13 protein-coding genes are annotated in these 14,149 nt (G+C 62.3%); 8 read left to right on the top strand and 5 right to left on the bottom strand.

Features of this window, described 5'->3' with window-relative positions:
* The first annotated feature begins 11 nt into the window (after window positions 1-11).
* The 4 genes from yidC (at window position 12) to yihA (ending at window position 4,614) form a co-directional block, all read left to right on the top strand.
* On the top strand, window positions 12-1,823 hold the full coding sequence (gene yidC, locus AC1D0N_RS01040) for a membrane protein insertase YidC (protein ID WP_477240516.1): 1,812 nt from the start codon (window positions 12-14) through the stop codon (window positions 1,821-1,823).
* Window positions 1,824-2,176: 353 nt separating this feature from the next.
* Window positions 2,177-2,743, top strand: a complete 567-nt coding sequence (locus tag AC1D0N_RS01035) for a fasciclin domain-containing protein (RefSeq protein WP_477240514.1) — start codon at window positions 2,177-2,179, stop codon at window positions 2,741-2,743.
* A gap of 576 nt (window positions 2,744-3,319) precedes the next feature.
* Complete coding sequence (locus tag AC1D0N_RS01030) at window positions 3,320-3,958, top strand: CatB-related O-acetyltransferase (protein ID WP_477240512.1); 639 nt, start codon at window positions 3,320-3,322, stop codon at window positions 3,956-3,958.
* Window positions 3,955-4,614, top strand: coding sequence for a ribosome biogenesis GTP-binding protein YihA/YsxC (gene yihA / locus AC1D0N_RS01025; protein WP_477240510.1), 660 nt, complete (start codon window positions 3,955-3,957; stop codon window positions 4,612-4,614). Before AC1D0N_RS01030 ends, yihA begins: the two co-directional genes overlap by 4 nt.
* 53 nt (window positions 4,615-4,667) lie before the next feature.
* Here yihA and AC1D0N_RS01020 read toward each other — a convergent pair whose 3' ends face one another.
* Complete coding sequence (locus AC1D0N_RS01020; RefSeq protein ID WP_477240508.1) at window positions 4,668-5,399, bottom strand: TetR/AcrR family transcriptional regulator; 732 nt, start codon at window positions 5,397-5,399, stop codon at window positions 4,668-4,670.
* 146 nt (window positions 5,400-5,545) lie between these two features.
* On the opposite strand from AC1D0N_RS01020, the gene AC1D0N_RS01015 reads away from it, so the two are divergent.
* The 3 genes from AC1D0N_RS01015 (at window position 5,546) to AC1D0N_RS01005 (ending at window position 9,481) form a co-directional block, all read left to right on the top strand.
* The gene (locus AC1D0N_RS01015; RefSeq protein WP_477240506.1) at window positions 5,546-6,727 is read left to right on the top strand and encodes an HlyD family secretion protein; all 1,182 of its coding nucleotides are present in this window, start codon (window positions 5,546-5,548) and stop codon (window positions 6,725-6,727) included.
* Window positions 6,728-6,788: 61 nt separating this feature from the next.
* Window positions 6,789-8,342, top strand: coding sequence for a DHA2 family efflux MFS transporter permease subunit (locus AC1D0N_RS01010; RefSeq protein WP_477241832.1), 1,554 nt, complete (start codon window positions 6,789-6,791; stop codon window positions 8,340-8,342).
* A gap of 254 nt (window positions 8,343-8,596) precedes the next feature.
* Complete coding sequence (locus tag AC1D0N_RS01005) at window positions 8,597-9,481, top strand: AraC family transcriptional regulator (protein WP_477240504.1); 885 nt, start codon at window positions 8,597-8,599, stop codon at window positions 9,479-9,481.
* Between the two features lie 153 nt (window positions 9,482-9,634).
* Here AC1D0N_RS01005 and msrB read toward each other — a convergent pair whose 3' ends face one another.
* The 4 genes from msrB to AC1D0N_RS00985 form a co-directional block, all read right to left on the bottom strand.
* Window positions 9,635-10,138 carry a peptide-methionine (R)-S-oxide reductase MsrB gene (msrB, locus tag AC1D0N_RS01000; protein ID WP_477240502.1) on the bottom strand — a complete coding sequence of 168 codons (504 nt, stop codon included), beginning with the start codon at window positions 10,136-10,138 and terminating at the stop codon, window positions 9,635-9,637.
* Window positions 10,139-10,415: 277 nt separating this feature from the next.
* Window positions 10,416-10,973, bottom strand: a complete 558-nt coding sequence (locus AC1D0N_RS00995; RefSeq protein WP_477240500.1) for a fasciclin domain-containing protein — start codon at window positions 10,971-10,973, stop codon at window positions 10,416-10,418.
* Window positions 10,974-11,199: 226 nt separating this feature from the next.
* Entirely contained in the window at window positions 11,200-11,931 is a 732-nt protein-coding gene (locus AC1D0N_RS00990) for an anti-sigma factor (RefSeq protein ID WP_477241830.1), read from the bottom strand.
* Window positions 11,928-12,467, bottom strand: a complete 540-nt coding sequence (locus tag AC1D0N_RS00985) for a sigma-70 family RNA polymerase sigma factor (protein ID WP_477240498.1) — start codon at window positions 12,465-12,467, stop codon at window positions 11,928-11,930. The genes AC1D0N_RS00990 and AC1D0N_RS00985 overlap by 4 nt, the downstream gene beginning before the upstream one ends.
* Before the next feature lie 154 nt (window positions 12,468-12,621).
* Here AC1D0N_RS00985 and AC1D0N_RS00980 point away from each other — a divergent pair, with 154 nt between their 5' ends.
* Window positions 12,622-14,118: an amidase gene (locus tag AC1D0N_RS00980; RefSeq protein ID WP_477240496.1), complete on the top strand. Its 1,497-nt coding sequence runs from the start codon at window positions 12,622-12,624 to the stop codon at window positions 14,116-14,118.
* The last annotated feature ends 31 nt before the right edge of the window (window positions 14,119-14,149 follow it).

Here is a 14,149-nt window from a genome sequence, read left to right as displayed (position 1 = left end):
AAGGGCTTTCGATGGAAAACAACCGGAACTTCTTCATCACCATCGCACTGTCGGTGCTGATCCTGGGGCTGTGGCAGTATTTTTACGTGCTGCCGCGCGGCGAGCAGCAGCGCGAGGCGGCCCGCATCGAAGAGCAGCGGGTGGCGGAGCAGAAGAAGGCCGCCGAGGCCGCCAATCCAGGCGATACCACAGCGCCCGCAGCGCCGGGCGCCATTCCCAACGCGCCGGGCACCGACGCCGTGACGCCGGCCGGCCGCGAGCAGGCGCTGGCGACCAGCAAGCGCGTCAAGATCGACACGCCGAGCCTGGAAGGTTCGATCAACCTGACCGGCGCGCGGCTCGATGACCTCAGGCTCAAGCACTACACCGAGACAGTCGACAAGAACTCGCCCGAGATCAGCCTGCTCAACCCGGCGGCGCTGCCCAATGGCTATTATGCCGAGATCGGCTTTGTCGGCAACGACAAGACCGGTGCAGTTCCGGGTCCCGAGACTGTGTGGGCCGTCGACGGGAATGCGACACTGACGCCGGCAACGCCGGTCACGCTGACGTTCACCAACGACAAGGGCCTGACCTTCAAGCGCACCTTTTCGGTCGACGACAACTACCTGTTCACGGTTTCCGACACGGTGCAGAATTCGGGCGCGGCTTCGGTCTCGCTGTCCAACTACGGTCGCGTCACCCGTTTCGACAAGCCGGCCGTTGCCAGCACCTATGTCCTGCACGAAGGCCTGATCGGCTTCACCGGCACGGAAGGCCTGCAGGAACACAAATACGCGTCCATCGAAAAGGACAAGCAGTTCACGCCGGGCAAGTCGACCGATGGCTGGCTCGGCATCACCGACAAGTACTGGGCGGTGACGCTGGTGCCGACCGAGAAGCAGCCGTTCCAGCCGCGCTACGCCTATTTCGAAGACGGCCGTCATCGTTACCAGTCCGACTTCCTGACCGACCCGATCACGATTGACGCCGGCCAGTCGGCGACGGTGGAGAGCGAAATCTTCGCCGGCGCCAAGGAAGTCGGCAAGATCAACGCCTACGCGGAAGACCGTCACATCAAGCGGTTCGACCTGCTGATCGACTGGGGCTGGTTCCACTTCATCACCAAGCCGATGTTCTGGCTGATCGACACGCTCTACAAATTGCTTGGCAATTTCGGCCTGGCCATTCTGGCCACCACCGTCATCGTCAAAGCCCTGTTCTTCCCGCTCGCCAACAAATCCTACGCGTCGATGGCGAACATGAAGAAGGTGCAGCCCAAAATGCTCGAGATCCGCGAGAAATACGCGGACGACAAGATGGCGCAGCAAAAGGCGATGATGGAGCTCTACAAGACCGAGAAGATCAATCCGCTGGCCGGCTGCTGGCCGGTGGCGCTGCAGATCCCGGTCTTCTTCTCGCTCTACAAGGTGCTCTACATCACCATCGAGATGCGGCATGCGCCGTTCTTCGGCTGGATCCAAGATCTGGCCGCACCCGATCCGACCTCGCTGTTCAATTTGTTCGGCCTGATTCCGATCACCCTGCCGCATATGCTGATGATCGGCGTGTGGCCGCTGATCATGGGCGTCACCATGTTCCTGCAGATGCGCATGAACCCGACGCCGCCAGATCCGACGCAAGCCGCGATCTTCACCTGGATGCCGATCATCTTCACCTTCATGATGGCGAGCTTCCCGGCCGGCCTGGTCATCTACTGGGCCTGGAACAACTCGCTGTCGATCCTGCAGCAGGGCGTGATCATGAAGCGCCAGGGCGCCAAGATCGAATTGTGGGACAATCTGGTGGCATTGTTTCGGAAGAAACCGTCGCCGGCTGAATAGCCGGCGCCCCGCTCGCTAAATCAAAAAAGCCCCGGTCCGTCCGGGGCTTTTTTGTGGGGCGAGCGCTCGATCACGTTCCCGTGAGCCGCGAAACTAGCGCCGCCCGGCCGGCGTGACTGCCTCTGACTTTCCAGGGCGCTCGAAATCGCTCAGCCCCCATCCGGAGACCGCTTCGTTTGATCCTATAGCCTCGCGGCTTGCGTCGCGGGGACGCTGGCCGTGGGCCGGCGCAGTTCATATAACTATTTGTTTTTATTGTATTTTTTCTTCCGCTGACGGAAACTATCCTTTCGCCGCCGCGTAACTCTCTCCGACAATCGAATCAACAATTGTCGCATCAGAAGGGTTCTCCAATGGCAAAGTCCATCCTCAAGGCATTCTGCATTTCCGCTGGTCTCGCGCTGTCCGGCCTCGCTGCCACGACGGCCTATTCGCTCGCCAACCCCGCCGTCGGCGGCGCCGCGATGCTGACCTCGAAGAACATCGTCGAAAACGCCGTCAACTCGCCGATCCACAAGACCCTGGTCGCGGCCGTCAAGGCAGCCGGCCTGGTCGAAACGCTGGAGAGCGCCGGCCCCTTCACCGTATTCGCGCCGACGGATTCCGCCTTCAAGAAGCTGCCCGCCGGCACCGTCGCCACGCTGGTCAAGCCCGAGAACAAGGCCCAGCTCACCAAGATCCTGACCGCCCATGTCGTGGCCGGTAAGATCTCCGCCAAGGACATGATGACCAAGGCCAAGGCGATGGGCGGCAAATACGAGATGAAGACGGTGAGCGGCGACACGCTGACCGCCGAAGTCAAAGGCGGTTCGCTCTACATCGTCGACGAGTCCGGCGACACCGCCAAGGTTACGGTGGCCGACGTCAACCAGTCGAATGGCGTCATCCACGTCGTCAACAAGGTGCTCTTGCCGAAGTAACGGTTCCGACAATGGAAAAGGCAGCTGTCCCGTCGGCTTTCTGGGATCCTGCCTTTTCAACCTCATGAGAGGCCAAGTTTCGGAGCTCTCTCGGCACGGCCGGGGTCCTGCAGTCCCTCGCAGGGCCCCGGTTTTAGCTTCGAAGAGACCCCCGGTTCATTCGGAGTTTTTTGCCCGGCGACCCAGCCGGCGAAACTTTGGCCTGCCACGCGCCGTAACTGCGCCGTTGCCGCGGTGTGTTCGCGACGACGCCAAGATACCCTTGCCATAACGGCTTCCGGCGCACAGGCGCCGGTGTTTGGGAGGCCGTGGCGGCAGACCGGGGTCCTGAAGGTCCTTCTCAGGACCCCGGTTTATCTGCGAAACCGGCCGGCATTCGGCAATTTCGTGCGGCTTCAGGACAATGCCGACGGCGCGGTAGACGCAGCCGCGGCGCGCCCCTATAAGCGCCCTTTCGTTTCAGGAACGCTCCATCGATGAACAGCCAGGGTTGATCCGTTCCGCAGGCCGTTGGTGCCGCCGGGCGGATCGCGCTATTTTGACCTTGCCTGTTATCGGATTTGACGGAGCCAGACCATGATCGGACCCAACCCCAACATCAAGCATCCGATCCCGATGCATATGCGCGTCGGTTTCCTGAAGGGCCTGGTGACGGCGCCGAACATCGAGGTCGGCGACTACACCTACTATGACGACCCCGATGGACCAGACAAATTCGCCGAGCGATGCGTGCTGCATCATTACCCATTCATCGGCGACCGGCTGATCATCGGCAGGTTCTGCGCCATCGCCGAGGGCGCGCGCTTCATCATGAACGGCGCCAATCATGCAATGTCCGGTTTCTCGACCTATCCGTTCAACATCTTCGGCCATGGCTGGGAGGACGGTTTCGACCCGAAGACGTGGTCGAAGGAATTGCGCGGCGACACGGTGATCGGCAATGATGTATGGATCGGCATGGAAGCGGTTATCCTGCCCGGCGTGACAATCGGCGACGGCGCCATCATAGCTGCAAAATCGGTGGTGACGCATGACGTGCCGGCCTATGCGATCGTCGCCGGCAATGCGGCCAAGGTGGTGAAGATGCGCTTCGACGACAGGACGATCCGGCGGCTTTTGGCAGTGGCCTGGTGGGACTGGCCGGTGGAAAAGGTCAGCCGCAACCTCAATGCCATTCGTGGCGCCGACATTTCCCTTCTGGAGGCAGCGGTTTGAACGCGTTGAACAAGACTGTGATTGGCACCGAACTGTTTACCCGGGCCTGGATCTTCATCCGCGGCGTGCCGGCGATGAAGTTCCTGCCGCCGGAAGGGCCGCCGGAGATCGCCTTTGCCGGGCGCTCGAATGTCGGCAAGTCGTCGCTGATCAACGCGCTGGTCAATCAGAAAGGGCTGGCGCGCACCTCCAACACGCCGGGGCGCACGCAAGAGCTCAACTATTTCGTGCCGGATGGATTTTCGGGCGAAGGCGCCGACCTGCCGCCGATGGCGCTGGTCGACATGCCGGGCTACGGCTATGCCACCGCGCCCAAGGAGAAAGTCGACGAGTGGACCAAGCTGGTCTTCGACTATCTCAAGGGCCGGGTCACGCTGAAGCGCGTTTATGTGCTGATCGACGCCCGCCATGGCATCAAGGCCAAGGACGACGAGGTGCTGTCGCTACTCGACAAGGCGGCGGTGTCCTATCAGATCGTGCTGACCAAGACCGACAAGATCAAGGCGGCCGGCGTGCCGCGACTGATCGAAGAGACGCTTTTGAAAATCAAGAAGCGGCCGGCGGCGTTTCCGTTTGTGCTCGCCACTTCGTCGGAAAAGAGCGAGGGCCTTGAGGAATTGAAGGCCGCGATCGTGCTCGCGGCCAATGGCGGCTAGGGCCATGCCCAAGCAGTTGAGCGCCACTCCGATGCATCGGAGTGGGTCAGGCTCTAACGCTTTGCCTCCAGGGCAATCCTCTGGTGGCTTTCTTCCGAAGCAAGAGCCTCGGTGCCGTAAGCCTTCAGGAACATGCCGACGCCTGACCTGACGACGCTGTCGATTTCATCCTCCCCCGGGGCTTCCGTGCGGTAGGCGAAGATGCACTGGCGAAAAAGGCCGGCCAGGCACAGATCGGTGAACTGATAGGCGGCAAGGTCGACATCGTCGATCTTGAGCAGGCCGCGCTCTATGGCGGCATTAAGAAAGACCACGAACTTGTCATGGCCGCGCTTGGGGCCGCGTTCGTAAAACCGCGCGCCCATGTCCGGTATCCTGTCGGACGCGCCGATCACCGTGCGCTGCGCCTGGATGACCTTGGCCGAGGTGATCTTGATGGACAGCACCTTGCCGAACTTCACCAGCGTCTCGCGCAGGTCGTCGGCGCGGTCCAGCACATCGTACATGTTCTTGAAGATGGTGCCGCGCTCTTCCTCGATCAGCGCCTCGAACAGCTCTTCCTTGTTGGCGAAGTAGACATAGATCGTGCCCTTGGAGACACCGGCCTCGCGGGTGATGTCGTTCATCGACGCCGCTTCGAAGCCCTTGTCGATAAAGACACGACGGGCGCCGTCGATGATCTGGCTGCGTTTGAGCGGATCCTGTCCTGCTGCCGGGCGGCCGCGACGCAGGCTGTCCAGCACATCGCACTGCTCCTCGCCGGCATCGGGTAATATTTCGGCCATAAAAGTCACACCTCGCAAAATAATTCGAACCGATCGGTTCGATTGCCCTTGATATGGGCCTGTTTCCGCGCTAAGTCAATGTCCGCATCGAACCGAACGGTTCAGTATAACAGATTTTCCTCATATTAGACCTGCTGAGAGATACCATGTCCTCGAACGCGCCTGTCACCGCCGAAGTCCGTCCCTTTCCCAACGCCAAGGTCGCCCCCGCGACCGAAGCGCCGGAAGTGCCCGTCCAGCCCGCAGCCGCCACGCCCGTCGAAGCGCCGGCCAAGAAGAAGCGTTCTGTGCGCTCCTTTCTGCTGCCGATCATCGCAGCTGGCCTGCTCAGCGCCGGCGTCTGGTACGGCTACAATTACTGGACCGACGGCCGCTTCATGATCTCGACCGACGATGCCTATGTCCAGGCCGACATGGCGTTCATTTCGCCCAAGATTTCCGGTTATGTCGATCAGGTCAAGGTGATCGAGAACCAGCAGGTCAAGGCCGGCGACCCGCTGTTGGTCGTCGATGACGGCGACTACAGAATAGCCGTTGCCCAGGCCGAGGCGCAGATCGCCACCTTGAGCAAGACGCTCGACCGCATCGATGCCCAGACTGAAGCCGCGCGCGCCTCGTTCAGCCAGGCGCAGGCGCAGAAGACCGCCGACCAGGCCGCGGCCGACAACGCCGCCCGTGCGCAGTCGCGCGCCGCGCAATTGCTGAAGACCCATGTCGGCACGCAGGCGCAGCTGGACGATGCCCAGACCGCGGTCGATCAGGCCAATGCAGCCCTTGTCGGCGCCGACGCGCAGATCGCCGCGGCACAGGCCAATATCGGCGTGCTGCAGGCGCAGCGCGCGGAATCGGCAAGCACGCTGGCCTCGCTTCAGCTGAGCCGGGACAAGGCCGTGCGCGACCTCTCCTTCACCGTGCTCAAGGCGCCTTATGACGGCGTCGTCGGCAACCGCTCGGTCGAGCAGGGCGACCTGATCAGCCCCGGACAGAAGCTCGCCGTCATCGTGCCCATGGACAAGCTCTATATCGTCGCCAATTTCAAGGAGACGCAGCTTGCCCGCCTGGTGCCCGGCGAGAAGGTCAGGATTTCGGTCGATGCGACCGACGGCCAGGATTTCGAGGGCACCGTGTCGTCGCTGGCGCCGGCTTCGGGTGCGGTGTTCTCGATGCTGCCGCCTGAAAACGCCACCGGCAACTTCACCAAGGTCGTGCAACGCGTTCCGGTTCGCATCGACGTTCCGGCTGACGTGCTGAAGACCGGCAGGCTGCGCGCGGGCTTGAGCGTCGTCGTCGCCGTCGACAGCCGTACGGCACCTTCGGCGTCGAAGTAAGCGCAAACCGGGAGCTAGGGTCATGGCGACCGCAACCCTGACAGCAGGATCGGCGCCGGCAATGCCGGCCATGCCAACCACCATTTCGACGCGGCGCGTCATCGCCTTCCTGGCGATGGTGTTCGGCATGTTCATGGCCATCCTCGACATCCAGATCGTCTCGGCCTCGCTGGCCGAGATCCAGGCCGGCCTGAGCGCCAGTTCCGACGAAATCCCGTGGGTGCAGACCGCCTATCTGATCGCCGAGGTGATCATGATTCCGCTGTCGGGCTTCCTCAGCCGGATGCTGTCGACACGCGTGCTGTTCACGATTTCGGCGGCAGGCTTCACGGCGGCGAGCGCGCTGGCCGCAACCGCCACCAACATCGACCAGATGATCGTCTACCGGGCCATCCAGGGCTTCATCGGCGGCGGCATGATCCCGAGCGTCTTTGCCGCGGCCTTCACCATCTTCCCGCCGTCGCGCCGCGCCGTGGTGTCGCCGATGATCGGCCTGGTAGCGACGCTGGCGCCGACCATCGGTCCGACCGTCGGCGGCTATATAAGCCATGCCATGTCCTGGCACTGGCTGTTCCTGGTCAACGTCGTGCCCGGCATCATGGTGACGGTGGCCGCCTGGTCGCTGATCGACTTCGACAAGCCAAACCTCAAGCTGTTCAGCAAGTTCGACTGGTGGGGCCTCGCCGGCATGGCAGCTTTCCTCGGCTGCATGGAATATGTGCTCGAGGAAGGTCCCAACAATGACTGGCTGCAGGACCAGGCGGTGCTGATCTGCGCCATCATCATGACCGTTGGCGGGGTGCTGTTCTTCTGGCGTGTGTTCACTGCCGAGGAGCCGATCGTCGACCTGAGGGCGTTCAGCAATGTCAATTTCGCCTTCGGCTCGCTGTTCTCCTTCGTCATCGGCATCGGCCTCTATGGCCTGACCTATCTCTACCCGGTGTTCCTCGGACGCATCCGCGGCTACGATTCGATGATGATCGGCGAGGCGCTGTTCGTCAGCGGCCTGGCGATGTTCTTCACCGCGCCGATTTCGGGCATCCTGTCGGGCAAGATCGACCCGCGGCTGATGATGATGATCGGCTTCTTCGGCTTTGCCACGGGCACCTGGTGGATGACACATCTCACCGCCGACTGGGATTTCTATGAGCTGCTGATCCCGCAGATCCTGCGCGGCTGTTCGATGATGCTGTGCATGGTGCCGATTAACAACATCGCGCTGGGCACATTGCCGCCCGACCGGCTGAAGAACGCGTCCGGCCTGTTCAACCTGACCCGAAACCTCGGCGGCGCCGTCGGCCTTGCCGTCATCAACACCGTGCTGATCGACCGCAATGCCTTCCACTACGCAAGGCTGGCCGAGCATGTGGAATGGGGCAGTGCGGCGGCACAGCAGAAGCTGCAGAACATGACGCTCAACTTCGAGCAGACTGCCGGCCTCGACGCCACCAGTGCTGCGATCTCCAAGCTGTCCGCCATGGTCCACCAGCAGGCAGCGCTGCTGTCCTTCATGGATGTGTTCTTCATGCTGACGGTGCTGTTTGCGACGCTGGGACTGTTCACCATGGTGATCCGCAAACCTGTCGCAGCCGGCGGTGGCGGCGGAGGCCATTGAGACGCGCCGGAACCCCCCTGGCGCCCTCGCGCATGACCCCGGAAATTGGAAACGATTTCCGGGGTCATGTTTTGTCAAGCCGACCATCCACAACCGACCAAGGGATGCAGGCGTATTCCGCCGTTCAACCGTAGATCGGGCTCGCCTGTATGCCGTTGCTGGCAGGCACCTGTTGATCCATGCCAAATCGCAAGATCGGTCGAGCGCGGCATATCCGGAAGGGCGTAGCTGGTGTCGCCACGGAGCAAGAGACGATGAAGGCGGCACTTGAAAACTACCATGCCCGAATGCAGCGGGTGCTGGATCACATAGACCAGCACCTGGACGACGATCTGGGCCTGGAAGCGTTGAGCGGCGTCGCGGCGTTCTCGAAATACCATTTCCACCGGCAGTTCACGTCAACCTTCGGGGTGTCCGTGCATCGCTATGTCCAGCTTGCCCGCATGAAGCGCGCTTCGTACAGGCTTGCCGAGAGCGACGCCCAAAGCGTCACCGACATAGCGATGGATGCCGGTTACGACGCACCGGATGCCTTCGCCCGCGCCTTTCGACAACGGTTCGGGCAATCGCCTTCGTCGTTCCGGAAGTCTCCCGACTGGGGGTCGTGGCTTATGGCCTTCGGGCCTCTCGACAAAGCAAGGAACAAGCTCATGCAGATAATCTTCGAACCCGACGATGTGACGATCCGCGAAGTGCCGCCGACGCCGGTGGCGATCATGGAGCATCGCGGCGACCGGGCGACGCTCCAGGACACCATCCAGCGCTTCATCGCCTGGCGCAAGGCCGCCGGCCTGTCGCCCGAGACAAGCCCAACCTTCAACGTCTTCCGTTCCGAAAGGGAGCCGGCGATCGCGGCCGACTACAGCATGGACCTGTGTGCCGGGACCGACCAGCCGATCGAGGCGAATGACGCGCAGATGAAGGCCGGCGTGATCCCCGGCGGACGCTGCGCGGTGCTGCGCTATCCCGGCAATACCAACAATCTCGAGCCCGCCGCGCTATTCCTTTATCGTGAATGGCTTCCGGCCAGCGGCGAGGAAGCACGCGATTTTCCGATCTATTGCCAACGGCATCTGTCCTACTTCCCCGAGGGGCCGCTACGCGAAGTGATCCTTGAACTCTTTTTGCCTCTGAAATAGTGCCGCTGGATGGCGGCGTGTCACTTCGATCGCCGGAAGCAGACAGGCCGTCGTCCGCCCCATCTCGGGTCATTCCGCATTTATGAGTTCACGGCCCAGCCGCCGCGGAACCGCCGGGCTCTGGCGCGGATCGGCGGGCGTTGACCGGCGCCGTCAGGCCGCCGCCGGCTTGAAGGTCAAGGCGACGCCGTTGATGCAATGGCGCAGACCGGTCGGGGCGGGACCATCGTCGAAGACATGGCCGAGATGGCCACCGCAACGGCGGCAATGGACCTCGGTGCGGGTCATGCCGAGCGACCGGTCCGTGGTCTTGCCGATGCCATTGGCGATCTCCTGCCAGAAGCTCGGCCAGCCGGTGCCCGAGTCGAACTTGGTCTCCGAGGGATAGACCGGCAGGTCGCAGCCGGCGCAAGCAAAAATGCCCTTGCGATGCTCGTTGAGCAGCGGGCTGGTGCCTGGATATTCGGTGCCTTCCTTGCGCAGCACATTGAAGGCTTCATCCGACAGGATGGCGTGCCACTCGGCGTCGGTTTTGGTGACTTCAAATTTTTCCGCTGCCCGCGCGTCCTGCGCTCCGCCCATGCGCAGCATGGTTGCCGTGCCCGCCAGCAATGCCACGGCGGCGGCACCGCTCCAAAGAAAGTCGCGACGGTTCATGACCATTCCTCCTGCTGTCCTTTGCCAAATTCAACCGTCACAAGGAAATCAAAACCCGGTGACGATCAGAGCTCTTTGTTTGGGCATGATCTTTTCCGAAAACCGGCTTCCACCTTTCGGGATCATGCCCCCTGAAAACGGACACTCCGCAACGGCTCCACGCTTAGGGCGGACGGTGCGGAGTGTACGCTTGTCGATTGCGCGGGTCACGAGGGGACGGTAGCCGCGCAATCTACTTGGAGCCTTGGCCATAGCTTCGCTGGCGGCGAAGCTTTTGTTACATCTTCGGCAGAAGAACCTTGTCGATGACGTGGATGACGCCGTTCGACTGCTCGACATCGGCGATCGTCACATTGGCGACGTTGCCGTTCTCGTCGGTCACGGTAACCTTGCCGCCGTCAGCCTTGAGCGACAGCTCGCAGCCACCAACGGTCTTGACCTTGTGCGTGCCGCCGTCGGCCTTGGCCATCGCGGCGACGTCCGCGCCCAGCGCCTTGGCGCCAATGACGTGGCAGGTCAGGATCTTGGTGAGCTTGTCCTTGTTCTCAGGCTTGAGCAGCGTCTCGACGGTGCCGGCCGGAAGGGCTGCAAAAGCCTCGTTGGTCGGTGCGAAGACGGTGAACGGACCGGCGCTCTGCAGCGTCTCGACCAGGCCGGCCGCCTGGACGGCGGCGACCAGCGTCGTGTGATCCTTCGAATTGACGGCATTCTCGACGATGTTCTTGGTGGCAAACATGGCGGCGCCGCCGACCATTGGATTTTCGGCATAGGCGGCGGTAGCAAGTGCAGAAACAGCGATCGTACCGGCAAGCAAAAGGGTGGCGAATTTACGCATGATTTTGAACTCCTCGGGGTTATCGTTTCCCATATTTGGGACGCGAGGGAGTTACGGAATAGAAATGCGTTAGTTTCATCAAATCAGGAGATTTTTTATTTTTTGCATGTCTGTGCGCAGATTTTTCTGCATTGGCTTTGCCGACTCATATGCTTTTTTGCATATGCGTACGACCAGGCAGTGATCCATTATATACTTTTTGCGGAAAACTGACGCCGGGAGCCTGTCAGATGCTCTTCAGATCGCCCGCCGCGACCACCGGTCCGGTTGGCTGACCGGTCGGAGAACCGCCGGTGGGCTCGACGCTGACTGCCAGCACGGCGCCTTGCGCAAGTTTTTCCTGCACGGCCGGCGTGATGGTCAGGTGCGTGGTCGTTCCGGCCGGGATGACACCCATCGAGACCGGGTTGTTCTTGCCTTCGATCATCCACAGCTCGAAGTCCTTGCCGGCGGCGCGTTCGCCGGAGACATGGGACAGGCCGACATCGTGATGGGCGGCGTCGTAGACGACCAGATATTTGACGTCGCTGCCTTCCGCGCCCAGCGAGGCGACGAGGCGCGTCTGCGGCTGCTCGACCGGCGGGTTGATGTAGGGCACGGCAATGTAGATCGCCAGCGCCGCGACAGCCGCGGTGGCAAGGCCGCGCCAGAAGGCAAGGCTAGCCCAGAGGCCGGCGCTGGATTGCGTGGTCGTGGTGGAGCTTGTTGCGGTGGACGAGAACAGCCGGCGGTCGACCGCGACCTTGACGGTCGCCGGAGGCGCTACTTCCGGATAGGCGGACGCCAGCGGCGAAAAGTGCACTTCCCAGCCGTCAACAAGACGGGCAAAGCCGGTTTCCACGTCGATACGGCTGGAGGCAATCTGGCGTTCGTCCGCTGCCAGCACGCCGAGAACGTATTCGGCGGCGAGCAGGTCGTCGCCTCCACGTTCCGGTCCGTTGTCTTGTGCCAGCGTCATCTTTCCAGACATTCTCTAAGTTTCAGCAGACTGCGCCGTAGCCAGGTCCGCATCGTGTTCAACGGAACGCTGTGGCGCTCCGCCAATTCGGCATAACTTTCGCCATTGAGATAGGCGCCCCGGACAGCCGCTGCCCGGTCCTGTTCCAACTCATCGAGACATTGATAGATGCGTTCGGATTCACCACCCGCCACAACCATAGCCTCAGGTCCCGGAGCCGGATCGGCCACGTCGAGCGCGGCATCGATATCGGCGGCAGGCTTGCGCCTCGCCCTGATGCGATCGATCGCGTGATTGCGCGCGATTGCCACCAGCCAGGAGATCGGACTCAGATCGGAAACAGCGAAACGGTCTGCCTTCGTCCATACTTTGACGAAGACCTCTTGCAGCGCTTCTTCCGCATCTCCCCGGTCATGCAATACACGAAGGCAGACACCGAAAAGTTTCGCACTGGTCTGCCGGTAGAGCAGATCGAACGCGGCCCGATCCTTCATCGAAGTCCGGACAATCAGGGTGGAGATGTCCTGCGGCGTCATGCCGATAAATTAGGCGATTGCCATGTATTTGCAACGGTGGAAACGTTATTGTCCACGTAAACCGCTGTTGCCTCAGGCCCGCCAGTATTCGACCGCATCGATTGCCAAAGAAATCGCCGGCCGCTAGCCTTCCCATAGGCGGAGGACTTCAGACATGTCGGTTGAACGGGTTCTTTGGGAGCAAGATGCAACCGGCCTCGCCGCTCTCGTGCACAAGGCAGAGATCTCGCCACAGGAGCTTGTCGACGCCGCGATTGCGCGCGCCGAGGCCACCCGTCCCGACATCAACGCCATCGCCGAGACGCTCTACGACGCGGCACGGACGCGCGCCAAAGCCATCGACCGCAAGCTGCCGCTTGCCGGCGTGCCGTTTGCACTGAAGGATCTCGGCATCGCCATCAAGGGCGTGCCGACGCATTCCGGCAGCCGCATTCCGGCTTTCACCGCCGATTTCAACTCGGTGATGACCGAGCGCTACCTCGCCGCCGGCCTCGTTCCGATCGCCACCAGCACCTCGCCCGAACAAGGGCTGAGGCTGATGACCGAATCCGCAGCTTTCGGCATCACCCGCAATCCATGGAACACGGCCCATACCAGCGGCGGTTCTTCCGGTGGCGCAGCCGCCCTCGTTGCTGCCGGCGTGGTGCCGGCGGCGCATGCCGCGGATGGCGGCGGCTCGATCAGGGTGCCGTCCGCCTGTAGCGGGCTGGTCGGCCTGAAGACCTCACGCGGCCGCGTGCCGCAGACGCCGCTGATCAGCGAAGCCTGGTACGGCATGGTCGTTGATCATGCCGTCACCCGTTCGGTCCGCGATACGGCCCTGCTGCTCGACCTGACGCACGGCCCCGATCCGCTGGCGCCCTATGCCGCACCATTGCCGAAAGGCAGTTTCGTCGCCGCGGCAGGGCGCGATCCAGGCAAGCTCAAGCTCGCCGTCTACCGAGGATCGCCGCTTGGCCTGCCGATATCGGAGGAGACGCTGAAGGCGTTGGACATCGCCGTGGCGTTGTCGCGTGAAGGCGGCCACACGATCGAGGAGATCGACCTGCCCTATATCGATCGCGATTTCATGGCCGATTTTGCCAGGTCGGTCGCCTCGGCGGTGGCCGGCACGATGCGCGGCGAGGCCTTGCGCGTCGGCCGCTCCGTCCTGGGCGACATCGAACGCGCCACGCGCATCATTGCGCGCTTCGGCGAGATCGTCTCGGCCGGCGACATCTATGCCGGCCTGCAGCGGCTCAATGCGACATCGCGCCGGCTGATCGCCGAGACCGCCCGGTATGACGCCGTGCTGATGCCAATCATTGCGCACCCGCCACTCGCCTGCGGCGCCATGGATCCGAAAGGGGCCGACGAGCTCATCGAAAACGTGCTCGACAAACTGCACCTGACCCGGCTCTTGAAACTCAAGCCATTGTTCGGGCAGTTGATGGACAAGAGCCTGTGGTTCACCCACTGGCCGGCGATCCAGAACGTCACCGGCCAGCCGTCGATCGCGCTGCCTGTGCATGTCACCGATGCCGGCCTGCCGCTCGGTATCCAGGCCGTCGGCCGGCCAGGCGATGAAGAGACGCTTTTGTCGCTGGCCGCGCAGATGGAAAAGATTTCGGAGTGGTTGGCGCGGCGGGCGCTGTTCAAGGTACCGGCCTAAACCGTGATCCCGAACTTGAGGCCGGATCTGG

The organism is Mesorhizobium sp. P2_E10, assembly GCF_056404235.1.
This window is presented reverse-complemented; position numbering and strand designations above follow the sequence as displayed.